Genomic DNA, 21725 nt, shown 5'->3' on the forward strand with positions numbered 1-21725 from the left:
CCTGGCACGAAGGTCCGGCTTCCGGGCAGAGCAAACCAATGATATCTATCAGTTAACCCGGCTTATTTTTCCCGGTCCGCCGTAAATGTCAAAACATATCCGGGCGCTGCTGTTTACGATGGCAGGGCATTTCTACACCGTATCCGGCATTGCGCAAAAGGTGTACTTTTACCCCACGTTCCATCTTTCTACTTATTCCTGATAATGCTGAAAACATCTTCTGCTTTGCTGACCAGCATGGCCCTGGCCGGTGCCCTCCTTCTCTCGGCTCCAACCGCCCAAGCCCAGCTGAACACCCCGGCTGCCAGCCCAAAAAGCACCGTTACGCAGCGCGTAGGCCTCACCGAGGTAACCATTACTTATTATCGCCCCAGCGTGAAAGGCCGCGTGATTTTCGGCGACTCCACCAGCAAGGCGGTGGTGGGCTACGGCAAGCGCTGGCGCACCGGGGCCAACTCTACTACGGCCATCAAGTTTTCGGATGATGTGACCGTGGAAGGCAAGAAAGTGCCAGCCGGCGAATACGGCCTGTACACCATTCCCGGCAAGACGGAGTGGACGGTTGTACTCAACAAAAGCCTGAAACAGGGCGCTGACGTGGCCGGCTTTAAGGCCGCCGACGATGTAGCCTCCTTTAAAGTGAAGCCCTACAAGCTGGGCCAGAAGGTGGAAACCTTCACCATCAACTTCGCTGACCTGACCCCGGCCACGGCCAACGTGGACATGCAGTGGGAAATGACCGGCGCCAAGTTTAAGGTAATTGCCGACGTGGACAGCAAAGTAATGGCGCAGATTGATGAGAAGGTTATCAAAAACGCTTCTCCCAGCGCCAATGACCTGGCCGCTGCCGCTGCTTACTACTACGATAACAACAAAGACGCCAAGCAGGCACTGGCCTGGATTCAGAAAGCCAACGCCACGGAGCCTAAGTTCTGGAACGTGCTGACGGAAGCCAAAATCCGCCTGAAAATGAAGGATTACAAAGGCGCCGTTACGGCCGCGGAGCAGTCGAAGAAACTGGCGCAGGAAGCTAAAAATGCTGACTACGTGAAGATGAACGACGCGCTGATTGTGGATGCCAAGAAAGCCGGCAAGCTGTAAGCCGCAGGCCGTTTCCTGCTCCCGGCTTGCCAGCAGGGCAGCTGTATAACGGCCACTTCAACGCTAAAAATCCCCTGATGTCTCCCCTGACATCAGGGGATTTTTCATTAGAGGGAAGCGTGTTCTGTCAGGTGGGTTGATTTTCTATTCCACACCGCCTGGCCTACTACCGCCAGCAGCATCACCGCAAAGCAGCCCAAGATATTGTACCACAAGTAGGCAATATCAGTAAGCCAGAAAGCCAGAAAGGTGGCCACCTGGGTGATGACGGCAGCCCAGAATACGGCCCGGCCCCGCACCTCCTTCAGAAAGAAAGCCACGGCAAAAATACCCAGGATAGTGCCGTAGAACAGGGAGCCCAGAATATTAACGGCCTGAATCAGGTTTTCCATGCGGGCCGCGAACAGGGCAAAACCCACGCCCAGCACGCCCCAGCCCACCGTAGACCAGCGCGAAACCGCTACCAGATGTGCATCGGGGCAGTGCAGGCGGCGCGTAAACGGGCGGTATAAGTCGATGAGCGTGGTAGAGCCCAGGGAGTTGAGGCCCGAGGCGGCCGAGCTCATGGCGGCGCTTAGTACCACGGCCACCAGCAGCCCCACCAGCCCGCGGGGCAGGTAGTGCAGCACAAAGGAAATGAACACGTAGTCGGTGTCTTTGGAATCGGCCGCGGGCGCTACCTGCTTTACCAGGCCTTTCCACGATTCGCGGATGCCGGCGGCGGCGGCCTGGGTGGTTTGCAGGCGCTGGTCGGCGGCAGCCTGGGCCGGAGCATTGTTCTGCTGGTGGGCAGCTACCAGCGCCGTGGCCGCCTCGCGCTGCGCGTCCTGAATGCCACTGTACTCTTGCTGCAGCTGCCGGGCCTGGGGCGCCACGGCGCTGCGCATTACCCGCTCATAGATAGGCCGGTTGAAGGTGAGCGGGGCGGGCTGAAACAGGTAGAACACAAACAGCAGCACGCCCACCAGCAGGATGCCAAACTGCATGGGCACTTTCACCAGCCCGTTCATGAGCAGGCCCAGGCGGCTTTGGGTTACGCTCTGGCCGGAGAGGTAGCGCTGCACCTGGCTTTGGTCGGTGCCGAAGTAGGACAGCGCCAGAAACAGGCCGCCCGTCATACCCGTCCAGAAGTTGTAGCGGTTTTCCCAGTCGAAATGGAAGTCCACCAGGTTCAGCTTGCCCATGCGCCCGGCCAGGTGCATGGCATCCGAAAAGCCTACTTCTGCCGGCAGATAATGCACCAGCAGGTAGCCAGCCACCACCATGCCACTGAAGATAACCGCTACCTGCCCCTGCTGCGTGACGGTAACGGCGCGGGTGCCTCCGCTCACGGTATAGCCAATAATAGCGGCGCCCAGCAGGCACACCGTTACGGTAGTATTCCAGCCCAGAATAGCCGATAAAACTAACGCGGGGGCATATAGGGAAAGTCCGTTGCTGAGGCCGCGCTGCAGCAGGAAAAGGCCGGCAGCCAGGGTGCGGGTGCGCTTATCAAAACGGCTTTGCAGGTACTCGTAGGCGGTATATACCTGCAGGCGCTGGTAAATGGGTACGGCAACTATCGAAATCAGCACCATGGCCACGGGCAGGCCAAAGTAGAACTGAATAAAGCGCATGCCATCGGCATAGGCCTGGCCGGGAGTACTGAGAAAGGTAATGGCCGAAGCCTGGGTGGCAATAATGCTCAGCCCCACGCCCCACCAGCGGGTTTGGCGGCCGCCCAGCAGGTAGCCATCCAAGGAGGAGCCGGCTTGCCGCGTGCGCCAGGCCCCATACCCAATGATAAACGTCAGCGCCCCCGCCAGTACGGCCCAGTCCAGCGCGCTCATGTGGCAAAGTAGCCACTAAGCCACACAAACAACCCTATTTCCGCCACCAGCGCCGCCAGCACCAGCCCATACCAGGCGCGCCAGGAAGGCAGCAGGGGTGGCTTATTTGTTTCGGGGGAGGCGGGCATAGAATTGAAAAAAGTGTGTCATCCTGAGTTGGCGAAGGACCTTATTAAAGCTGAACGACAAGCGTTACAACCATTCGTTCGCATGTGATAAGATCCTTCGCCAGTTCAGGATGACAATTTGGGTTGGTTAGCTAATTACTTCTTATCTCCCAGCTCAATCATATTAGTGAGCAGGCGGTAGGCACCGGGCACACCGGCCGGCAGCTCCCGGAAGAACGAGAGGCCGGTGTAGATGTAGTGACCTTTACCATAATCGGCTACCAGAATGGCGCTTTCCTTGGCGGGCTCACCGGGGTCGTGGCTGCTGATGATGGTTTGGTATTTGGTGTCCCACTGCGAGGGGTAGTAGAGGCCCTGCTCCTGCTGCCAGCCTTCAAAATCTTTGCTTGTAATCTTGTTGGGGGTGTTCAGCAGGGCATGCTGGGGCTTGAGGAAGGTAACGGGGGCGTTTTCTACGGTTACCCGGTCGCTGGAGAGCTTCATGGGGTACGGGCCAATTTCGGGCAATACCGTACCGCGGCTCACGGTGTACTGCACCACCAGATTGCCGCCATTTTCCACGTATTGCAGCAAGGCAGGCTGCTGGTACTTGAGGCGGTCCAGGGTATTGTAGGCACGTATGCCTACTACCACAGCCTGGTAGCGGCGCAGGCGCTCTGCGGTCAGGTCTTCGGGCTTGAGCAGGGTTACGTTGTAGCCAATCTGGCGCAGAGCATCCGGCACGTCGTCGCCGGCCCCCATGAGGTAGCCGATATCCTGCTTCCGCCGCTTCAGGTCCAGCTTAACCAGCGGGGCCACGGCTTCTGGAAATAATGTTTGGGTTGGAATGTGGGAGTAGTTGATAACCTGAATGCCGCGGCTATATGCCTGGCCATCCATAGTTGCCACGGCGCGCAGCTGGCCGGTACTCTGCTGGCTACTTGTGGGCTGCACCCAGAATTCCACCGTGCGCTCTTCGTCCTTGTTCTTGATGTCGAACGGAATGCTGGTGGGTTCTGCTTTCCAACCGGTGGGCACTTGCAGCGCCACCGTGCCTTTGGCATTGGAACGTCCGGCTTTTAGGGTTACCAGCACTGTTTTGGGCTTGTTTTCCGCGAAGACGTAGGCATGGCCTACGATGTTCACGGCCACGGGCGGCACTACGGCCAAAGGGCGGTACAGCTCGCCTAGGGCAGGGTCGACGCGCTTGTATTGGATGGGCATGTCATAGCCAATTCCTTCCCCATTCACTTTCAAATGAAAGCTCGCAATGGCTACTGGCTCGTTTTCTGGCTCGCCAACTACTTCTTGTGAATGAATGACGTCTAGACCAGTAGCTGATAATGCTTTCGCAGCCGCAACCTCTAGTCCCCAGTCTCTCCTGTCTATAACGTCCGGGATTTTATACATACCTATTGTTCCTTGTTCACGCAACCAATAAGGTTGCGACACGGCTAAGGTGATGGGGGCTTTGAATCGATACGTACCATTGCGCACAATGTCGTTTTTCAGAACTGTATTTGCTGTTTCTTCGATTCCAGCTACATTATCTCTAAAACCACTAATCTTATAAACGATTGATTCCAACTGAACCGGAATAGATGACCGATTAATGGCCATAGTGTTCAATCTAACCGAATCTGAAGAGGCAGTGGTTGCTTGTTGCACAGTTGCTTCCAAATGCAATCCTAATGCGTCATATATCAACTGGTTTACCGCTGCTGCCTTTTCCTCCGCCCAAAAAACGTCGTTTGAGGTTTGTCCTTTCTGATTAGCCCCTGAATAAGCAAGCACCATAAGCTGGTTTCGCACTTTCAGTAGCCCCACTACACTCGCCTCCGGCTTGCTCGGATCATACTTCTGAATTACCTCCTCAAGGAGCTTAGCCACGGCAGCCCCGCCTTTCACGCGGTTCCAACTCATATCCACGCCCTCAAACAAGTCATTACCTGCCTTCTCCCCTTTCAGCGGCTGGAAATATTCCAGCGCCTCGCCCCGCGTGGCGGCAGAGCCAAAGCCCTGTGAGCGGTGCTGAGAGCGGCTGCGGGCAGCAATTTCACCGTAGCTCTGGCCCAATAGTGGGTTGTAGCCGCCGGCATCCAGTTTGAGGTAACTGCTCATATCCTCCCCCGCCTTCACGAAGAAAGAGCCGGTGTTCCAGAGCAGGCGTTTGGGTTGCCAGGCCTTCACGTATTTCAGCTGCTCGGGGAAACGGTTAGGATCACCGGCGGCATCAAAGGCATCAATGGCCAGCATGGCGGAGGCGGTGTGGTGGCCGTGGCCGGCGCGGGCGTCGGGCGGGAAGCGGGTGATGAGCACATCCGGCCGGCGCTGGCGAATCACCCAGACCATATCGGAGAGCACCTGCTCCCGGTCCCAGATGGTGAAGGTTTCCTCGGCGGTTTTGCTGAAGCCGAAGTCGTTGGCGCGGGAGAAGAACTGCTGGCCCCCATCAATGCGGCGCGCAGCCAGAAGCTCCTGGGTGCGGATGACGCCTAGCTGCTCGCGCAGCTCAGGGCCAATGAGGTTCTGGCCGCCGTCGCCGCGGGTACAGCTGAAGTAGCCGGTTTCCAGCAGGCGCCCGTTGGCCAGGTAGGCAATCAGGCGGGTATTCTCGTCATCGGGGTGGGCCGCAATGTATAGCACCGAGCCCAGTACGTTGAGCTTTTTCAGGCCCAGCAGTATATCAGAGGAGGAATAGGTTTTGGGAGCCTGGGCGAGGGTTGTAAAAGGTAGTAGTAAAACCAGCACAGCGGTTTTCCACCAAAAAGACAAGCGCATATATCCAAAGTTCAGGTAGGCGGCAAAGGTACTAGTTCACCATATACACGAGAACAGCCTTGGCCACTGCATAGCTTAGATAAATTCAGGTTTATTGAAATTTATCCTGAGGCATAATTTTAAATTAGAAAAAAATACATAAGCACTTAATTACCAAGAATTTGTTTAAAACATACATTTTTCATAATGTTTAAATAAAATGAATTTATTCTATTGATTATTAAAATTATTTAAATAAATAAAGTTCTTAAAGCAGTTCCTCGCCATATGAATGCATGGCTATATAATATCAGTGCGCTGGCAAGCGGTGGCCTATACAGAATATGCTAAGAACTCGAAAGATTGCAAAATTGCATTATTGTTATTTATTATATTGTTTTGCTAATACAACATTATATTATTTGTATATGAGAAAGCTACTCTCCGCTTCCGGCTTCCGGATGGCGCTGTGCCTCGTGTGCCTGGCTGCTTCCTTCAATTCGCACGGAGCTACTGCAGATGGAAAAATCACCCCCAACGAGTACAAAGCTTCCCAAACCAGTGGTAACTATACCTGGTACCTGGATTGGGACAATACCTACTTGTATGTAGCTATTCAGCAAAATGGGGGGAGCAACCTTTCTGCCTGGACGCTTCCCTCCGTACTGTTTTTGGATAGCAACCCCGCCTCGCCCGTTAACAGCGCCCTTTCCGCCGATGGTACGCTGGACGGGATAACGTATACCGATCCGGCTAATAGTAACAGCAGCCTGACGTTTACGCCTCCCTTCAGGGCAGACAGGGCTTTCGTTTTTACTAATACCGGACTAAGTATGTACTTAGCCAATACCAATACGGGCACTTGGTTTTCGCCGGCTAATTATCCTTCTGCCCTCAATCCTGAGAACGACCCGGCAGATTTACACTCCGGGTCTCAGCAAGGAAATACTCCTTCTATTATCCGGGAATTTCGCGTGTATCGAAGCGCGGTAGGCATGGAAGGCAGCGCTTCTGCTTTCAACTGGTTTGCCTATACCCTGAGAAACTCAACCGCTACCTCAGGTGGTCAGATACCCATCAACAATCCCAACCCCTTGCTTACAAGTGGCACTCAGGTGCTACCTGTCTCCTTTTACTACACGGTGCCCAGTATGAGCGATGCTGACCGGAGCACTATATTCAGCCGGATTAGCTACACGTACCAGGATGCCAGCGTGGCACCTACCACTTCGCCTTTTTATGACTTCACGGTAAATGCTCCTGGTAAAACGTTAACCATGAATGGGCAGCTGGTGATTAATGGTAATTTCTCCCTTTATCAGGGAAATGCCCGAATGGAAAGCTCATCCAACCTCACAGTGGTAAAGAACTTTCTGCTGGGCGAAAATGCCTCTTTTGCACCCAGCACCAACAATTTCACCGGGCAGTATACGCTTAGCGTAGGTGGCGACTTTAAAATAATGGGGACTTTTAACACTGGAAAAAGCACCACTAATTTTACGGGCAGCAATCAAAATATTTTACTGTCAGCTCCAACGAAATTTTACCGGCTAATAGTCACTAAGCCAGGGGTTAAGCAATTGTATAATGAACTGGAAATCCTACAGGAGCTTCAGCTAAAGGATGGTATAATTAATACGGGTGCTTATCGGCTGAAGATGATAGTGGATGGGAAAAACATCATGCTGACTGAGGACAAAGGCTATGTGCTGGGCACCGTAGTAGCCATCAGCAAAGACCCGGTGAGTGTGCCCGGCAACTATAACTTCGGTGGCATTGGGTTAAAGCTGAACGCCAATGGAAATAACGGTACCAGCCAAGGACCCAGCCTGGGTATTACCACCGTTACGCGCTATACCGGCACCACACTCTACGGCCAGGCGCTGCCTCCCTACGACCCCTACAACCTGGTTTTTGCCAAGAGCATTAAGCGGCAATATGTGGTAGAGCCTACTTACAAAGGCGAAAACCCGCAGAACCCATTAAACGTGAACCTGGTGTTCACCTACCGGCATGATCCTGCCGTACCAACCGTATTGGTAGAGCCCACTGAGCTCAACAGCATTGTTGAATCGAACCTGGCCCTCTTCCGGTCTAACTCGATGCAAGGCCCTTGGCAGTTGATGAAACCGCCGGTACGCAACCTCGATGCCAATACGGTTGGGGTGAATGGGCTTAGGGATTTTGTAGAACGTTTCATCTTTACCCTGGGTGATGGCACGGCGCCCCTACCCGTTACGCTGACCAGCTTTGCCGGCAAACCCGCCGTGGGTGGTGGCGTTCAGCTCACCTGGAATACCGCCTCTGAGCGCAACAACCACGCTTTTACCGTAGAGCGGCAGGTAGCGGCAGACCGTTGGGAAGCTCTGGCCGCTTTGCCCGGCAAGGGCGCCAATGGCGGGCGCTACACCTATCTGGACCGCAAGGCGCAGGGCAGCGCCACCTGGTATTACCGCCTCAAACAAACCGATGACAATGGCACCTTCACTTATTCCTCCGTGGTTGCCGTCATTACCGGTTCTCAGGCAGCGCATCAGCTCCAGCTGAGTCCGGTACCTACTGCCGATATGCTGACGCTGAGCAACCTGCCCGATGGGGCAAAAGAACTGGTGATTCTCGACCAGTTGGGCCGGGTGCAGCTTCGGCAGGCCGTAACGGGAACTACGGCTACTGTTTCTGTTAGTGCCCTGTCGCCCAGCACGTATTCCGTCCGCATACTGGGGGCCAGCACCGTGCAGAATGCCCGCTTTATCAAGCGCTAACCCACTTTCCGCCGGGCCCCGTCCACCCCGCAGCTTCTGCCGAATGGACAGGGCTCGGCTATAAATATCGTTTGGGAGCTTCCGCAGACTTGTACCTTTGTGTATATGGCTGCCTCTCCCCTGACGTTATCTGCCCTTTATATTTATCCGGTTAAGTCGCTGGGCGGCATTCCGCTCACGGAGGCTGAGGTAGAGCTGCGCGGCCTGCGCCACGACCGGCGCTGGCTTATTGTGGACGCCCGTAACCAGTTTATGACGCAGCGGCAGCAGCCGCATATGGCCCTATTGCAGGTGTCTCCCGCTTATAATGGCTTCCTGCTCACGCACCGCCAGCGCCCGGATCTGCTTCCCTTATATATCCCTTTTGAAGCCACCCCGGAGCGGACCCTTTTCGTCACCATCTGGGACGATATGGTGTTTGCCTGGCGCGGCACTCCCGCCGCCGATGCGTGGCTGACGGAAGCTCTGGGCCAAACCTGCCGGCTGGTCTATATGTCGGATATGGTCATGCGGGCTACAGAGCCCGAGCAGAACCCGGACGACCAAATGGTGAGCTTTGCCGATGCCTACCCGTTTCTGCTGGCCGGGGAAGCTTCGCTGCAGGAACTGAATACCCGGTTGGCGGAGCCGGTGCCTATGGACCGCTTCCGGCCCAACTTCGTGTTTGCCGGCGGCACGCCCTGGCAGGAAGACACTTGGACAGACTTTCAGATTGGGGAAGTCCGCTTTCGGGCGGTAAAGCCGTGTGCGCGCTGCCCGGTTACTACCATTAATCAGCTAACGGCTCAGAAAAGCGCCGAGCCGCTTCGCACGCTGGCCACCTATCGCGCTGCGGGCAATAAAGTGCTGTTTGGGCAAAATCTCACCGGGCCCGGGCAGGGCCTCGTGCGCCTCGGCGACGTTATTACGGTGCACAAACTCCGGGAAGTCCACGCCTAGCGCATCGGTTTCGGGCATTTCTGAAAACCAAAAATACTACTGAGCAGGTGGCCGCTCTGGCTGGCAGCCCCACTGCGTGCGCGCTGATAATGGCGTTTGCAGCCTGCTTTACCCCATTCAAAGGCCTATCCAGCGCAATAAGCACCTGATTTATCTGTAGTTATAGTGCATTTTCTGGGCAAGTAATTACCTTTGACTAGCCAAGATCTGCTTTTAGCAATAAAAGCGGCTTTGCGCCCCGCTACCCCTCTCTTACAGGCTGGCCTTCACACCGCTTGCCTGCCTCCGCTCCTCACCTCTATTGCACTTCTTCATGGTTTTCCCTTCCCGGCTCCTACCTGCGCTTGTGGGTTGGTTGGTGCTGTGCATGCTGTATACCAACGCCCTGGCAGCAGATGGCCCCGCCCAGGTGCATCAGCTTTGGAATGAGCTGCTGTTCAAGCACGTAACCCCAGATGGCCGCGTGGATTACCAGGGTTTCCTGGACGATGAGGAAAAGCTGGCCGAATACCTGCAGGTACTGGCCCAAACCACTCCCAACGAGCAAACCTGGACCCCCGACGACGTAAAAGCCTTTTGGCTGAATGTCTACAATGCTACCACAGTATCCCTGGTGCTGGAATACTACCCGGTCAGCAGCCTGAATACTATTCGGCTTAAATCCGGCACTGGCTTTTCTCCCTGGGAGGCGCTTACGGTAATGGCAGGTGGGCACGAATATTCCCTGAACCAGGTGGAGCGCACCCAGCTGCGCGACCAGTTTCAGGACCCCCGCATTCATTTTGCCCTGGTAAGTGGGGCCGTTTCTTCGCCCGTGCTTCGCAATGAAGCCTACGAAGGCCGCCGCCTGCAAGCCCAGCTCGAAGAGCAGACCCAGCGTTTCCTCGCCGACCCGCTGCTCAATACCATTGCCCCGGAGCACGTGAAGCTCTCCAGCCTGTTCGATTGGTACTCCGCTGAATTTGGGTCTGATACTAATGCCCTAGTGGCTTTCATAAACCGCTATTCGCGCACCCCGGTGGCCGCCACGGCTAAAATAGACTTCCTGCCGTTTGACTGGCGCCTGAACGACCGCCAGGCGCTGAGCGGGACCCAGGCCCTCACCCGCTAACCTCTACTTTTTCCTAACCTCCGGGGCCGCTGCGTAGTTATAGCAGGCATGGATAGAGCTTTTCTACTGAATTTCCTGCGCCAGCTGGCGGCCAACAACCATAAAACCTGGATGGATACCAACCGGGCCGACTACCACCGCGCCCGCGCCATCTACACGGAGCTGGTGGCAGAATTGCTGCGCGGGGCCCAGCGCTTCGAGCCCGATCTGGCGCCGCTCTCACCGTCGGATGTAATGTTCCGCATCAATAAAAACGACCGGTTTCAGCAAAGTAACGAGCCTTACAAGCGCCACATGGGTGCCGGCGTAAAGCCCGGCGGGCGCCATAGTCCGTGGGCAGGCTATTTTATTGCTCTGGAGCCCGGCGGCGAAAGCTACGTGGGCGCCGGCCGCTGGATGCCCGAGCCCGCCCAGCTGGCCCGCATCCGGCAGGAGATTCACTACAACGGTGAGGCCTTTCACGTCATGCGCCAGCAACCGGAGTTGCTGCGCCACTATCCCCAGGGCCTCGACCGCAGCCAGGCCCTGAAAACCGCCCCCAAAGGTTACGACCGCACGGACCCGGACATTGAATGGCTGCAGCTGAAAAGTCATTTTGTGTGGCAATCCATTCCGGATGCCGACGTGCTCCGGCCCGATTTCCCGGAGCAGGTGCTCACAGCCTGGCGTGCTGCTCAACCCCTGGTGCACTTCCTGAACGACGCCATGACAGTGGAGGAATAAGGAAGCCCGAAAGCCCGCATTAAAAAGTAAAAGCCCTTGCCGCGTGATAACGGCAAGGGCTTTTACTTTTAAAGCGGGCTGATGGAATGACTTCTACTTGGTTATTCCGGTGTCTAAAACAGCCCGAATAGGGTGCTGTTGATGCGGTCCACGATGATGCCCAGGTCTTCCTGTTTATTCACGTAGTCGAGGTTGTTGACGTCGATAACGAGCAGGCGGCCGTGGTGGTAGTTGCTGATCCACCGCTCGTAATGCTCATTGAGGTTTTTCAGGTACTCAATTTTGATGTTGTTCTCGTAGTCGCGGTTGCGCTTTTCAATCTGCGAAATCAGCTTGGGCAGATCGGCCTTGAGGTAGAGCAGCAGATCCGGCGGGTCCACCATGCTCACCATCGACTCAAACAAGCCCAGGTAGTTGTGGTAGTCGCGCTCAGGCATCAGCCCGGACTCATGCAGGTTGGCCGCAAAAATGTGCGCATCCTCATAAATCGTGCGGTCCTGAATAACGCCTTTGCTGGCCTTCTGAAGCTCTTTTATGCGCTGGGTCTGGCGGAAGCGGCTATTGAGGAAATACACCTGCAGGTGAAACGCCCAGTGGTGCATATCGTCGTAAAAATCTTTCAGATAGGGATTATGGTCCACATCTTCCAGAAAAACTTCCCAATTGAAATGGTGCGCCAGTTTGTTGGCCAGCGTGGTTTTGCCGGCGCCAATGTTGCCGACGATTGCAATATGCATGAGCGAAATGAAGGACAATAAGTGAGCTGCAAAAGTAGTGGAAACCCGTGGCCCCCGCATCATTTATTGCCCAGCTTGGCCAGGCTAAATCCACGCACTCAGCTCAACCGTTTGTTGAATTAATCACTCAAAAAAAGGTATATTTTCATCCTCACCTGCCTGCTGGCTCAGCAGCCAATACCTAAAAAGCCCTAACCTCGGGCCTGCCGCCGCTTTCCGAACCACAACCAAACAGCCTGGCAGCACTGCACTGCATGCTTACCCGGCTCCCCTTAGCACATTTTTCACATGCCTTTTCTTTCAACCACCTACGCCGATTTAGGCTCTGTTTTCGATGAGCAGGAAAATATTATTGCTTCGTTTCGGCACTATCCGAACGAGCAGCTGCTGTATATTTCCTGGAGTGGCAACCTGACCGGGCCGGAAGTAATAAAAGTGGCTACCGCAGCCCTGAAGCTCGAGAAGCAATATCATTTCCCGTTGCTGCTCAATGACAAAACCCACGCCACCGGCGAATGGGCCGACGCCCTACCCTGGCTGGAATACGAGTGGCTCCCAGCGGCCGTTGAGGAAGGGTTGCGCGCCTTTGCCTACGTTTTCTCCCCGGACCTGGCAAGCCACCTGATTTCCGCCGAATTCTCCGAAAAGATTGGGCAGCATATGCCCGTACATCTTTTCTATGATGTTCCTTCGGCCAGTCAGTGGCTGCAGCAGCAGTTTGAGGCCGCGTAGCCAGTACGCGGCCCTGTCTGCTTATCGAACGTATACTTCTTTGCCGGCCCGGGCGGCTTCCAGGGTCCGGAACTCGCCCTGCAAGGTGCGTACCCGCAACCGCTGCTCCAGCGAGAGCTGCTGGCGCACTTTTTCATACCGCGTATTTAAGCGGGTGAGCACATCACTGGCCAGAGCCCAGTCCTGCAGTGTCCATTGGCGGCGCTGCTCGCGGGTGTTGGTCAGCAAATTTTCATACAGCTCGGGCAGGTCGGCAGCCGGGGCGCGGCTGATGGTTACCTGCGCCTTGAGCAGCCGGTTTTGCGCCTGCTGAGCCGTTTCGGGCTGCTTGGCCTGCGCCTCCAGGCGCTGCTGCTCCTCCGACCAGGTCTGGTAGCGGGCCTTTTGGGCGCTGTATTCCCGGCGCGACTGCACCGACAGACTATCGGTGGCTTTGTCCAAGCGCTTGCTCTGGCGGTCGAAGTCGGCCATCATGCCGGGCCACTCGCGGCGGGCGCCGGTTTCGGCCTTATCCATCTTGTCGCTCACCCAATCTACAAAGGAGCGCAGGTCGCGCTCGGCGGCAGAAGCCGCTGGCTGGGTGGCACGGGTAGCGCCGGTTTGCTGCGCCGAGGCAGCAATTGGCGACAGGGAAAGGCCGGCGGCCAGCAGGGCAAAAGCAATAGTAAGTCGTTTCATGCGGTGGAAAGAAGTACAGGTAAGTAGAACGGTTCCCCTCTTGAATAAGGTATAAGCAGCCCGGCAATTTCCGGCCCAAAAACGGGGACGAACCCATCTCAAGTTCGTTTTTTGATTAAAAAATGACGTTTTTGCACCTGTTATGACGTCTGCTGCCCCCGCTTCTGTTACCATCCGGCCTGCTACGCTGGAAGATATTCCCACTATCATTGAGCTGGCAGAGGCTACCTGGGAGCCTACTTATCGGTTCATTATCTCCAGGGAGCAGATTGAATACATGTACCGGGTGATTTACACCCCAGTGTCCCTGCAGCGGCAGATTGCGGAGGAAGGCCACACGTTTTTGCTGCTGTATGCTGATGGCCATCCGGCCGGCTACGCCTCGTTTTCACGCCAGCCCACGCACGAGGCCCTGTACAAGCTGCACAAGATTTACCTGCTTCCCTCCCACCAGGGCCAGGGGCTGGGCCACCACCTCATTCAGGCCGTAGAAGAAGCCACCAGCCAGCTGGGAGGCCACACGCTGGAGCTGAACGTGAACCGCTACAACCCCGCCATTGCCTTCTATGAGCGGCAGGGCTTCCAGCGCCATCAGGAGGTAGACATTCCTATCGGCCCCTACTGGATGCACGACTACGTCATGCGCAAAGAGCTGCGCTAACAGATTGCGTGGCTACCGTGGGATACCAGGCGACATGTGCCGGTTTATGCTGGCAGGACCATCCTCACCCACCGCGCTCAGTACGCTTCCTACTTCATTTCTCAACCAAGTCATCCTTTTACAACCTACTTCATGGCCACTAAAATCACCGTCCTCAGCAATGGCTCTCTCCGCGTAGAGGGCGAATTTGAAATTGTAGATGCCCAGGGCAAGACCTATGGTCTGGCAGGCCGCGAGCGGGTGAGCATCTGCCGCTGCGGGCTTTCCAAAAACAAGCCGTTCTGCGACGGCTCCCACAAAGGGCACTTCGAGCACAATGCCGAAGCCTTCGACCTGCCCGCTCCTAAAGTGTAGCGCAGCAAACCAACAGTATTAAAAAAGCCCCGGCGTAGCTACGCCGGGGCTTTTTTTTGATGATTTCCGGAGCAGATCTACGCGCCCTGAAACAGGGAATCAACCAGCGCTACATACTCCTGGCGGGCATCGTCCTGGCTTTTTCCGTTGAGGTTGGCCCAGGCATCGTACTTGGCAATGGCTTTGAAATCGAAGCCGCCGGGCCGGTCGCCCTGCACGTCGCCTTCGGTGGCTTGCTTGTAAAGCGCATAGAGCTGGAGCAGCACCGTGTTGGAGGGTTTGCTGGGCAATTGCTGGGCGCGTTGGGCCGCCGCTTCAAATTCTTCCTGAGTTGCCATAAAAACGGGATTTAAGAGGGAAAATACGCTATACTCGTGGTGAGCAAGATACTTATCCTGCCGGAATTTATGCTGCATGCAGCATGACTTGACTTCTTTCTTTTCACTCAGTCCTTCTATGCGTCGTCCTTTACTTGTGCTTGCTTTCACCGCCGGCTCTTTGCTGAGCAGTTTCTCGGCTCAGGCCCAAAAAACTTATGTGCACTGCGGCCGCCTGCTAGATATGCGCAGCCAGCGCGCCCAAACCAGCATGACGGTAGTAGTGGAGAAAGGCCGCATTGTGGCCGTTACCCCAGGCTACCAATCGGGCGGGGCCACGGACAAAGTCATCGACTTAAAAAATAAAACCGTGCTGCCGGGGCTGATTGACTGCCACGTGCACCTGGAGGGCGAAACCAGCAAGGATAACTTCCTGAAGGAGTTTACCGAAAACCCCGCCGACGTAGCCTTTGCCTCCCTGGAGCACGCGCGCAAAACGCTGCTGGCCGGCTTTACCACCGTACGCGACCTGGGCGGCTCCGGCGTGAACACGGCCCTGCGCAATGCCATAGCCCGCGGGCAAGTGGTGGGCCCGCGGGTATTTACTGCCGGCAAAGCCATTTCCGGCACCGGCGGCCACATGGACCCTACCAATGGTTATCGGCAGGATCTGATGGGCGTGCCCGGCCCTGCGGATGGCGTAGCCAACGGCCCCGACGAATGCCGCCAGGCCGTGCGCGAGCAATACAAGCGCGGCTCCGACCTTATTAAAATTGCCTCCACCGGCGGGGTGCTGAGCGTGGCCAAAGATGGCAGCGGCTCCCAGATGACGGAGGAAGAAATAAAAGCCATTGTGCAAACGGCCCACGACCTGGGCCTGAAAGTGGCCTGCCATGCCCACGGGCCGGAGGGCATTAAGCGCGCCATTCGGGCCGGCGTAACCAGCATTGAGCACGGCTCTCTGATGGACGACGAAGGCATTAAGCTGATGAAGAAATACGGCACCTGGTACGTGCCCACCATCACGGCCGGCAAGTCGGTAGCCGACTCCGCTAAAATCCCCAACTACTACCCGCCCCTGGTAACACCCAAGGCACTGGCCATTGGCCCCAAACTGCAGGACACGTTTGGGCGCGCTTACAAGGGCGGGGTTAAAATTGCGTTTGGCACCGATGCTTCCGTGTTCCGGCACGGCGTAAATGCCCTGGAGTTTCAGTATATGGTAGAAGCCGGCATGCCGGCCCGCGAGGCTTTGCAGGCGGCCACCGTGCGGGCGGCGGAGCTGCTGGGGCAGCAGGACCAGCTGGGCACCGTGGAAGCTGGCAAGCTAGCCGACCTGGTAGCCGTGGATGGCGACCCAGAGCAGGATATTAAGGTGATGCAGCAGGTGCGCTTTGTGATGAAGCAGGGCGTGGTGTATAAGCAGGAGTAAAAGAAAAAGAGTAGCCAGGCCTTGGTTAGCGCCGCATTTCTGCCAGCCAGAAGCGCGGCGCTTTGGCGTAGGCCCGGACCCGATTTTTTCATTCGGCAACTTCCCTGGGACTGTCTGGCGTATGGGAGAATACTTTCTATAGCCCAGTTACGCTCTCTTTATGAAATCTACCTTAGTTGATGATCTGGTTAAAAAATTCCTGCAGCACAAGCTCACCCTGGCCCTGGCCGAGAGCTGTACCTGTGGCTGGGCTACGGCGCAGCTGGCTCCGGCGCAGGGCATAAGCGAAGTACTACTGGGCTCGGTAGTTACTTACCACGGCGAGGCCAAGCAGCGCCTACTGGGCGTGAAAAAGAAAACCCTGGATACCTATACCGCCGAAAGCCAGCAGACCACCAACGAAATGGCGCAGGGCCTGCATCAGCAGCTTCCCATGGCTGATGTATGCGTGGCCATTACCGGCCTGTTTGGGCCGGGCGCCTCCGAAACGCCGGATAAGCCCTCGGGCACCATCTTCGTGACTATTTTGCTGGAAGGCCACGCCCAGGAGTATCGGGAGCAGCTAAAGGGCCCCACGGATAAGTTTCGGGACCAGGCAGCCGAGTTCATTTACTCGAAGCTGGATGAGCTGCTGACCCGCCGCCAGGAAGCGCCCAATTCCAAAGTGAACGGCAGCTAAAACGCCCATAGCCCCATTGGGTAACTGCTGATTTTCCGCATTTCGGAGAGCCATATTTTTTTCCGGCGGGCTGCCATTCTTCCGGCAATCCGTCCATATTTGTGGCTCTATGAAATTATCTATACTCCTGGCCTCCGGCCTCACCCTCGCCGCACTGAGCACTGCCACTGCCCAGACCCAGCTCAACTCCCAGCCCCAGCCCACTGCGCCAGCCCAGCCTGGCGCACCGGCCGTGGCAACCCCAGCAACTCCATTGCTTTCCCAGCAACCCTCGCCCTACTCTGGTTCCGTGCTGAGCATGGAAGTGGGCTGGGGCGCGCCGTATGGCGGGCTGGGCTTTTCCTACGGCCACCATGTGTCGCCAAGCCTGGATATAAATGCCGGGCTGGGCATTGGCGTAGGCGGCAAGATTGGAGTGGGCGCGCGCTACTACCTGCGGCCGCAGAGTGAGCTTTCCCCCTACCTGGGCGCCAACCTGGTGCGCAGCGGGCGGCTGGATAACGTGGAGATAGAGCTGAATCAGGAAAAGGCCGTGTATAGCATGGCGCCCAGTGGCGTGCTGCATTTGCGCGGCGGCCTGCGCTGGCAGCCCGGCCGCCTGGGCCTGCTGGGCACGCTGGGCTACGGCGTGCGCTTCACTGGCAACCCCATTACCTATCAGAATGGCTATACGCCCTCTATGGAGCTGCGCAATCTGGTGGAAACCATTAGTCCCGGCGGCGTAGAAATTTCCCTGGGACTGGCCATTAACCTGGGCCCACGGTAAAGCCCTGCGCCCCTACTTCGCTATCCGGGCGCGTCCCAGCATCAGCTTCAGGTGCAGGCGTACTACGTCGCCCATAGAGTCACATCGGTTAAAGCGGGAGCTGTGATGATATTCATTCAGCTCCTGCTTTAGCTGCTCTACCTTTTCGCGGGGGGCCAGCTCGTCCTGGCGCATGCAGTCAATGAGGTTTTTCAGGCGGTAGCGCTCGGCACGGGCACGGCGCAGCATGAGTGTGCGCTCCTCCGTCTGGTACTGCCGAATGGTTTCCGGCGCCAGCAGGCGGGTGCAGAGCTGCACAATGGCGCGGTTATCCTTGAAATACTGGGGCAGGTACATAGTTTTCTTGCCCTCGTAGCTCTGCTGATCAAAGTCGATGGCGCGCACGCGGTACTGCTCGTCCTCGAAATCGGCCGTTACGTCTACCACATAATTATAGGCGCGCATATCGCCCAGCAGGCGGGCAAAGCACCGCTCATTAAACTTCACAAACTCCTTGGCAATGCGCACCTGGTTGAGGTGCGGGCGCTGCAGCCGGTCCCGGATAAAGTCGTCGCCGGGAATGCCGGCAATGTGTTCCTCAATCAGGGTTTCGCCGCACACCAGATAATTGATGCTGTTGGGCGCCAGCACGTGCTCCAGCTCCAGGCCATATACGCGGGAGGCATCGGCCCGCTTCACGTAGAAATAATCATAATTATCATTGAACTGATTCACGATGCGCACCCGGAAGGGCTGGCTGTTGCCGAAGCGGCAATAGTCGATGCGGTCGGCCATCAGGTGCTCGGTAAAGGACAGGTCGCCGCCGGTTTTCAGCAGGGCATATACTTCCGTGAGCCCCCGGGAAAGGTCCTGCAGGGTTTGCGGCTCATAAAACACCGTTTCCCAGAGCGTATCGCGCCCTTTGCGGTCTAACAGCGGATAAGCCCCGCTCATGCGCAGCAGGTCGTGGTAGGCAACGGGCAGATGTGCTTCCCGGTCGTACTCGCGCAGATAGCTGCGCAGCGGGGCGCTGATGCTATACGAAATCTTCTTTTTGGAGATGCTGGTCACGGATGCGGAAAATAACAGTTACAAGGTAGAGTATCAGCCGGTTTATCCAGGCGCTTTCCCTTTGGTCGTCACGGAAAAATACCGAACTTTGGGTTTGTGTGGCCAGCCCGTTGCCCACCCTTTGCGCCTATGAAGAAACTACTTACTACTCTGTTACTGGTCCTGCTCTGCCCGATGCTTTCGCCGGGCTGGGGCTTTTTCGGCCATAAAGTCATTACGCAGATTGCGGTATACTCGCTGCCCAGCGGCATGCAGGGCTTCTATTTCCGCAACCTCAACCGCCTAGTGCAGCTCTCCACCGCCGCCGACCAGCGCCGGGAGATAGATACGCTGGAGGCCAGCCGGCACTTCATCGACATGGACCATTTCGGTGACGACCCGTTCAATACTGTGCCCAAAGCCTGGGACAAGGCCGTAGCCAAATACTCCGCCGATACGTTGCGCAAGTACGGCACCGTGCCATGGACGATTCTGGAAGTTCAGAATAAGCTCACGCAGGCCTTCCGCACCGGCGACACCACCGCCATTCTCAATCTTTCGGCGGATTTGGGCCACTACGTAGCCGATGCCTACGTGCCCCTGCACACCACCGAAAACTACGACGGGCAGCTCTCCAACCAGCAGGGCCTGCACGCGCTGTGGGAAAGCAAGCTCCCCGAGCGTCACATAGGCGAGTACAAGCTTTATGGCAAGGATGGCAAGTACCTGAAAGACCCGCAGCAAGCCATTTGGGACGTGCTGCAGCAGTCATATGGTTTCCTGGGCGCCACCTTTGATCTGGAGGAAAAGGTAGGCCGCTCGTTCACACCTGAGCAGAAATACTCCTTCTCGCACCGCTTCGGCAAAACCCGCCGGGCCTACTCCGATGCCTTTGCTGATGCTTACCATAAGCAGGTAGGCGGCATGGTGATGTTCCGGCTGCAGCTGGCGCCTGCCACCGTGGCCTCTATGTGGCTCACCGCCTGGCAGGATGCCGGCCGCCCCAACCTAGACAAGCTTCTGAAAAAGCCCATCACCAAAGGGGAAAAAGAAAAGCTGGACGAGCAGCTCACGGCCTGGAAGAAAAACCTGCTGGTGCCCAACTCCATGCTGATGGCCCAAGTGAAAGAAAAGCCCGTAGAAGCGCCCGACCAGATTAAACCCGCCGCCGATATGGCGCCCCCACCCGTGGAGGCCGCTATTCCGGTTGCGCTGCCCACTGCTACCCCGGCCGCTCCCGCGGTAGCTCCCGAAAAGGTGAAAGAAAAAACCAAAACCCCGGCTGGCAAGAGCAAACAGAAGACGAAAAAAGCTGCTCCCGCCAACGACGGCTGGAATTAACCGCATTTGAACAGTCTGCCCGGCGGGCAGCGAGTTATAGGCAGTAGCCTGCAGCTCGCTACCCGCCGTTTTTTGTTACTGTATTATGCTATTGAAGCCTGCGTAAGGTACTATCTTGTAAGATGATGCGAGGCTGACACCTGCTTCGGCCCGCACCTTTTTCGGCCTGGCCCTTATTGAGATGGACTACTTTGCCAAGCACCGGGTTGAAGCTTTCAGCGACGGGGTTTTCGCCATCATCGTCACGTTGCTGGTGCTTGAAATTAAGGTACCCCACCTCGTGCATCCCCAGTCGGTGCCGGAGCTGGGGCAGGCCCTGCTGGGGTTGCTACCCAAAGTGCTGAGCTGGATGGCCAGCTTCCTGATGATGTGCGTAATCTGGGTTAACCACCACCGGCTGCTGAGCCAGATTCAGGTGCTGGACCACGTGGTGTTCTGGCTCAATGCCAATTTGATGCTGTGGTGTTCGTTTATACCCTTCCCCACGGCACTGCTGGGCGACTACCTCACCAACCCGATGTCGGCGGCAGTATTTGGGGGCGTAATGGCGGTCATGTCGCTGTCGTTCCTGCTCATTCGCTTCTACGTGCAGAGCCACCCCAGGCTGCTGGCACCAGGCATCGACCTTGTCCTTTTTCGCCGTATTTCGTGGCGCTCATTAGTATTAGGGCCGTTGCTGTACAGCACGGGCGTGGGGCTGGCATTCGTGAGCCTGTGGCTGGCCCTGGCTATTTTCGCCTTAATTCCGTTCTATTTCATTTTCTTTAACACCAAACCCAGTGCTTTTGGGAAGGCAGAGGCCGCGCCGCTGGCTCCGTGAGGGAAGCGGCATTCGTAGGAAACCTATTACTTGGCCACGATGCGGCTTTTTGGATTGGGAAGCTTTATTATTATTTGGCGACGAATTGTGAAAGTGCTGTATTTCTCTTTGATGCTGACGGCCGGCCTGCTGGCTGGCTGCGGAAAATCTCAAAAAGCAACTCCCGCAGAAGCTCCTGCCGCCGCTACTCCCCCACCCGCGCCCGGCCCTGATCTGGTGAGTCTGGCAGATACCAACGTGGCCCGGCTGCTGCCCGCCTACGGCCGCGAATACCCGGCTACCGAGGTTATCATCCGTACCCGCCTGGGCAATATGCGCATCCGGCTCTACGATGATACGCCTATCCACAAAGCCAACTTCCTGCTGCTGGCCCGCAAAGGCGTTTTTGATGAAACCGTATTCAACCGCGTGGTAAAAGGCTTTGCCGTGCAGGGCGGCCGCTCCGACCACCGCACCATCCGCATTGCCGATTATCATCTGCCGCCTGAAATCAGCTCCCGCCACTTTCACAAACGCGGAGCCCTGGGCATGGCCCGCTACGATGATCAGAAGAACCCCGGCAAGCTCTCCTCCAACACCGATTTCTACCTGGTGCAGGGTGAAAAGCTAACCCCATACCAGGCGCAGGCCATGGCCGGCCGCAAACTCACCCCGGAGCAGCTGCGCACCTATGAAACCACGGGCGGCGTGCCTTCCCTGGATGGCCAGTACACCGTGTTTGGGGAAGTAGTGGAAGGCCTCGATGTCATCGATAAAATTGCCGCCGAACCCGTGGATAATACCATGTGGCCCAGGCAGGATGTGGATATTAAGATGGAAGTGGTAGATGGAAATAAGTAAGCGAGCC

Annotated in this window: 21 protein-coding genes; 14 read left to right on the forward strand and 7 right to left on the reverse strand. The window is 56.6% G+C overall.

Going from position 1 to position 21725, the window contains the following annotated elements; all coding sequences use genetic code 11:
* Positions 1-204 precede the first annotated feature (204 nt).
* Complete coding sequence (locus AM218_RS09885) at positions 205-1101, forward strand: DUF2911 domain-containing protein (RefSeq protein ID WP_054413716.1); 897 nt, start codon at positions 205-207, stop codon at positions 1099-1101.
* Between the two features lie 107 nt (positions 1102-1208).
* Here AM218_RS09885 and AM218_RS09890 read toward each other — a convergent pair whose 3' ends face one another.
* From AM218_RS09890 to AM218_RS09895, 3 genes are all read right to left on the reverse strand, one after another.
* Positions 1209-2930 carry a sodium:solute symporter family protein gene (locus AM218_RS09890; RefSeq protein WP_054413717.1) on the reverse strand — a complete coding sequence of 574 codons (1722 nt, stop codon included), beginning with the start codon at positions 2928-2930 and terminating at the stop codon, positions 1209-1211.
* Positions 2927-3058, reverse strand: a complete 132-nt coding sequence (locus AM218_RS17125) for a hypothetical protein (protein WP_262489764.1) — start codon at positions 3056-3058, stop codon at positions 2927-2929. The genes AM218_RS09890 and AM218_RS17125 overlap by 4 nt, the downstream gene beginning before the upstream one ends.
* Before the next feature lie 135 nt (positions 3059-3193).
* Positions 3194-5818, reverse strand: coding sequence for a PIG-L family deacetylase (locus AM218_RS09895; RefSeq protein WP_054413718.1), 2625 nt, complete (start codon positions 5816-5818; stop codon positions 3194-3196).
* A gap of 407 nt (positions 5819-6225) precedes the next feature.
* Here AM218_RS09895 and AM218_RS09900 point away from each other — a divergent pair, with 407 nt between their 5' ends.
* The 4 genes from AM218_RS09900 (at position 6226) to AM218_RS09915 (ending at position 11332) form a co-directional block, all read left to right on the forward strand.
* Entirely contained in the window at positions 6226-8559 is a 2334-nt protein-coding gene (locus AM218_RS09900; RefSeq protein ID WP_157547622.1) for a T9SS type A sorting domain-containing protein, read from the forward strand.
* Positions 8560-8664: 105 nt separating this feature from the next.
* A complete protein-coding gene (locus AM218_RS09905) occupies positions 8665-9498 on the forward strand; it encodes an MOSC domain-containing protein (protein WP_054413720.1) in 834 nt (277 codons plus the stop codon).
* Between the two features lie 367 nt (positions 9499-9865).
* Positions 9866-10609: a DUF547 domain-containing protein gene (locus AM218_RS09910; protein ID WP_054413721.1), complete on the forward strand. Its 744-nt coding sequence runs from the start codon at positions 9866-9868 to the stop codon at positions 10607-10609.
* Positions 10610-10657: 48 nt separating this feature from the next.
* Positions 10658-11332 (forward strand): DUF2461 domain-containing protein, encoded by a 675-nt coding sequence (locus tag AM218_RS09915; RefSeq protein WP_054413722.1) that lies wholly within the window; start codon positions 10658-10660, stop codon positions 11330-11332.
* A 113-nt stretch (positions 11333-11445) separates the two neighbouring features.
* Here the strand turns inward: AM218_RS09915 and AM218_RS09920 are convergent, their stop codons facing one another.
* Entirely contained in the window at positions 11446-12069 is a 624-nt protein-coding gene (locus tag AM218_RS09920) for a deoxynucleoside kinase (RefSeq protein ID WP_054415487.1), read from the reverse strand.
* 288 nt (positions 12070-12357) lie between these two features.
* Between AM218_RS09920 and AM218_RS09925 the strand changes: the two genes are divergently transcribed.
* A complete protein-coding gene (locus AM218_RS09925; RefSeq protein ID WP_054413723.1) occupies positions 12358-12801 on the forward strand; it encodes a hypothetical protein in 444 nt (147 codons plus the stop codon).
* 21 nt (positions 12802-12822) lie between these two features.
* Here AM218_RS09925 and AM218_RS09930 read toward each other — a convergent pair whose 3' ends face one another.
* Complete coding sequence (locus AM218_RS09930) at positions 12823-13479, reverse strand: hypothetical protein (RefSeq protein WP_054413724.1); 657 nt, start codon at positions 13477-13479, stop codon at positions 12823-12825.
* 142 nt (positions 13480-13621) lie between these two features.
* Here AM218_RS09930 and AM218_RS09935 point away from each other — a divergent pair, with 142 nt between their 5' ends.
* On the forward strand, positions 13622-14140 hold the full coding sequence (locus AM218_RS09935; RefSeq protein WP_054413725.1) for a GNAT family N-acetyltransferase: 519 nt from the start codon (positions 13622-13624) through the stop codon (positions 14138-14140).
* Positions 14141-14272: 132 nt separating this feature from the next.
* Positions 14273-14494, forward strand: coding sequence for a CDGSH iron-sulfur domain-containing protein (locus AM218_RS09940; protein WP_054413726.1), 222 nt, complete (start codon positions 14273-14275; stop codon positions 14492-14494).
* Between the two features lie 77 nt (positions 14495-14571).
* Here the strand turns inward: AM218_RS09940 and AM218_RS09945 are convergent, their stop codons facing one another.
* Complete coding sequence (locus AM218_RS09945) at positions 14572-14832, reverse strand: acyl-CoA-binding protein (RefSeq protein ID WP_054415489.1); 261 nt, start codon at positions 14830-14832, stop codon at positions 14572-14574.
* A 118-nt stretch (positions 14833-14950) separates the two neighbouring features.
* Here AM218_RS09945 and AM218_RS09950 point away from each other — a divergent pair, with 118 nt between their 5' ends.
* The 3 genes from AM218_RS09950 (at position 14951) to AM218_RS09960 (ending at position 17688) form a co-directional block, all read left to right on the forward strand.
* Positions 14951-16243 carry an amidohydrolase family protein gene (locus tag AM218_RS09950; RefSeq protein WP_054415491.1) on the forward strand — a complete coding sequence of 431 codons (1293 nt, stop codon included), beginning with the start codon at positions 14951-14953 and terminating at the stop codon, positions 16241-16243.
* Positions 16244-16403: 160 nt separating this feature from the next.
* Positions 16404-16922 (forward strand): CinA family protein, encoded by a 519-nt coding sequence (locus AM218_RS09955; protein ID WP_054413727.1) that lies wholly within the window; start codon positions 16404-16406, stop codon positions 16920-16922.
* A gap of 109 nt (positions 16923-17031) precedes the next feature.
* Positions 17032-17688 carry a hypothetical protein gene (locus AM218_RS09960; RefSeq protein ID WP_054413728.1) on the forward strand — a complete coding sequence of 219 codons (657 nt, stop codon included), beginning with the start codon at positions 17032-17034 and terminating at the stop codon, positions 17686-17688.
* A gap of 12 nt (positions 17689-17700) precedes the next feature.
* On the opposite strand, the gene AM218_RS09965 is transcribed toward AM218_RS09960, so the two are convergent.
* Positions 17701-18738: a hypothetical protein gene (locus AM218_RS09965; protein WP_054413729.1), complete on the reverse strand. Its 1038-nt coding sequence runs from the start codon at positions 18736-18738 to the stop codon at positions 17701-17703.
* A 129-nt stretch (positions 18739-18867) separates the two neighbouring features.
* Here AM218_RS09965 and AM218_RS09970 point away from each other — a divergent pair, with 129 nt between their 5' ends.
* The 3 genes from AM218_RS09970 to AM218_RS09980 all read left to right on the forward strand — a co-directional run bounded on the left by AM218_RS09970 (position 18868) and on the right by AM218_RS09980 (position 21718).
* The gene (locus tag AM218_RS09970; protein ID WP_082318168.1) at positions 18868-20058 is read left to right on the forward strand and encodes a zinc dependent phospholipase C family protein; all 1191 of its coding nucleotides are present in this window, start codon (positions 18868-18870) and stop codon (positions 20056-20058) included.
* 181 nt (positions 20059-20239) lie between these two features.
* Positions 20240-20878, forward strand: a complete 639-nt coding sequence (locus AM218_RS09975) for a TMEM175 family protein (RefSeq protein ID WP_054413731.1) — start codon at positions 20240-20242, stop codon at positions 20876-20878.
* Positions 20879-20965: 87 nt separating this feature from the next.
* Positions 20966-21718, forward strand: coding sequence for a peptidylprolyl isomerase (locus AM218_RS09980; protein WP_197273943.1), 753 nt, complete (start codon positions 20966-20968; stop codon positions 21716-21718).
* The last annotated feature ends 7 nt before the right edge of the window (positions 21719-21725 follow it).

Origin of the sequence: Hymenobacter sp. DG25A (assembly GCF_001280305.1) — a bacterium.
GTDB lineage: Bacteria > Bacteroidota > Bacteroidia > Cytophagales > Hymenobacteraceae > Hymenobacter.

Coding starts and splice junctions, on each gene's coding strand:
- AM218_RS09885 (WP_054413716.1), top strand. CDS start 205: ATGCTGAAAACATCTTCTGCTTTGCTGACCAGCATGGCCCTGGCCGGT.
- AM218_RS09890 (WP_054413717.1), bottom strand. CDS start 2,930: ATGAGCGCGCTGGACTGGGCCGTACTGGCGGGGGCGCTGACGTTTATC.
- AM218_RS17125 (WP_262489764.1), bottom strand. CDS start 3,058: ATGCCCGCCTCCCCCGAAACAAATAAGCCACCCCTGCTGCCTTCCTGG.
- AM218_RS09895 (WP_054413718.1), bottom strand. CDS start 5,818: ATGCGCTTGTCTTTTTGGTGGAAAACCGCTGTGCTGGTTTTACTACTA.
- AM218_RS09900 (WP_157547622.1), top strand. CDS start 6,226: ATGAGAAAGCTACTCTCCGCTTCCGGCTTCCGGATGGCGCTGTGCCTC.
- AM218_RS09905 (WP_054413720.1), top strand. CDS start 8,665: ATGGCTGCCTCTCCCCTGACGTTATCTGCCCTTTATATTTATCCGGTT.
- AM218_RS09910 (WP_054413721.1), top strand. CDS start 9,866: ATGCTGTATACCAACGCCCTGGCAGCAGATGGCCCCGCCCAGGTGCAT.
- AM218_RS09915 (WP_054413722.1), top strand. CDS start 10,658: ATGGATAGAGCTTTTCTACTGAATTTCCTGCGCCAGCTGGCGGCCAAC.
- AM218_RS09920 (WP_054415487.1), bottom strand. CDS start 12,069: ATGCATATTGCAATCGTCGGCAACATTGGCGCCGGCAAAACCACGCTG.
- AM218_RS09925 (WP_054413723.1), top strand. CDS start 12,358: ATGCCTTTTCTTTCAACCACCTACGCCGATTTAGGCTCTGTTTTCGAT.
- AM218_RS09930 (WP_054413724.1), bottom strand. CDS start 13,479: ATGAAACGACTTACTATTGCTTTTGCCCTGCTGGCCGCCGGCCTTTCC.
- AM218_RS09935 (WP_054413725.1), top strand. CDS start 13,622: ATGACGTCTGCTGCCCCCGCTTCTGTTACCATCCGGCCTGCTACGCTG.
- AM218_RS09940 (WP_054413726.1), top strand. CDS start 14,273: ATGGCCACTAAAATCACCGTCCTCAGCAATGGCTCTCTCCGCGTAGAG.
- AM218_RS09945 (WP_054415489.1), bottom strand. CDS start 14,832: ATGGCAACTCAGGAAGAATTTGAAGCGGCGGCCCAACGCGCCCAGCAA.
- AM218_RS09950 (WP_054415491.1), top strand. CDS start 14,951: ATGCGTCGTCCTTTACTTGTGCTTGCTTTCACCGCCGGCTCTTTGCTG.
- AM218_RS09955 (WP_054413727.1), top strand. CDS start 16,404: ATGAAATCTACCTTAGTTGATGATCTGGTTAAAAAATTCCTGCAGCAC.
- AM218_RS09960 (WP_054413728.1), top strand. CDS start 17,032: ATGAAATTATCTATACTCCTGGCCTCCGGCCTCACCCTCGCCGCACTG.
- AM218_RS09970 (WP_082318168.1), top strand. CDS start 18,868: ATGAAGAAACTACTTACTACTCTGTTACTGGTCCTGCTCTGCCCGATG.
- AM218_RS09975 (WP_054413731.1), top strand. CDS start 20,240: ATGGACTACTTTGCCAAGCACCGGGTTGAAGCTTTCAGCGACGGGGTT.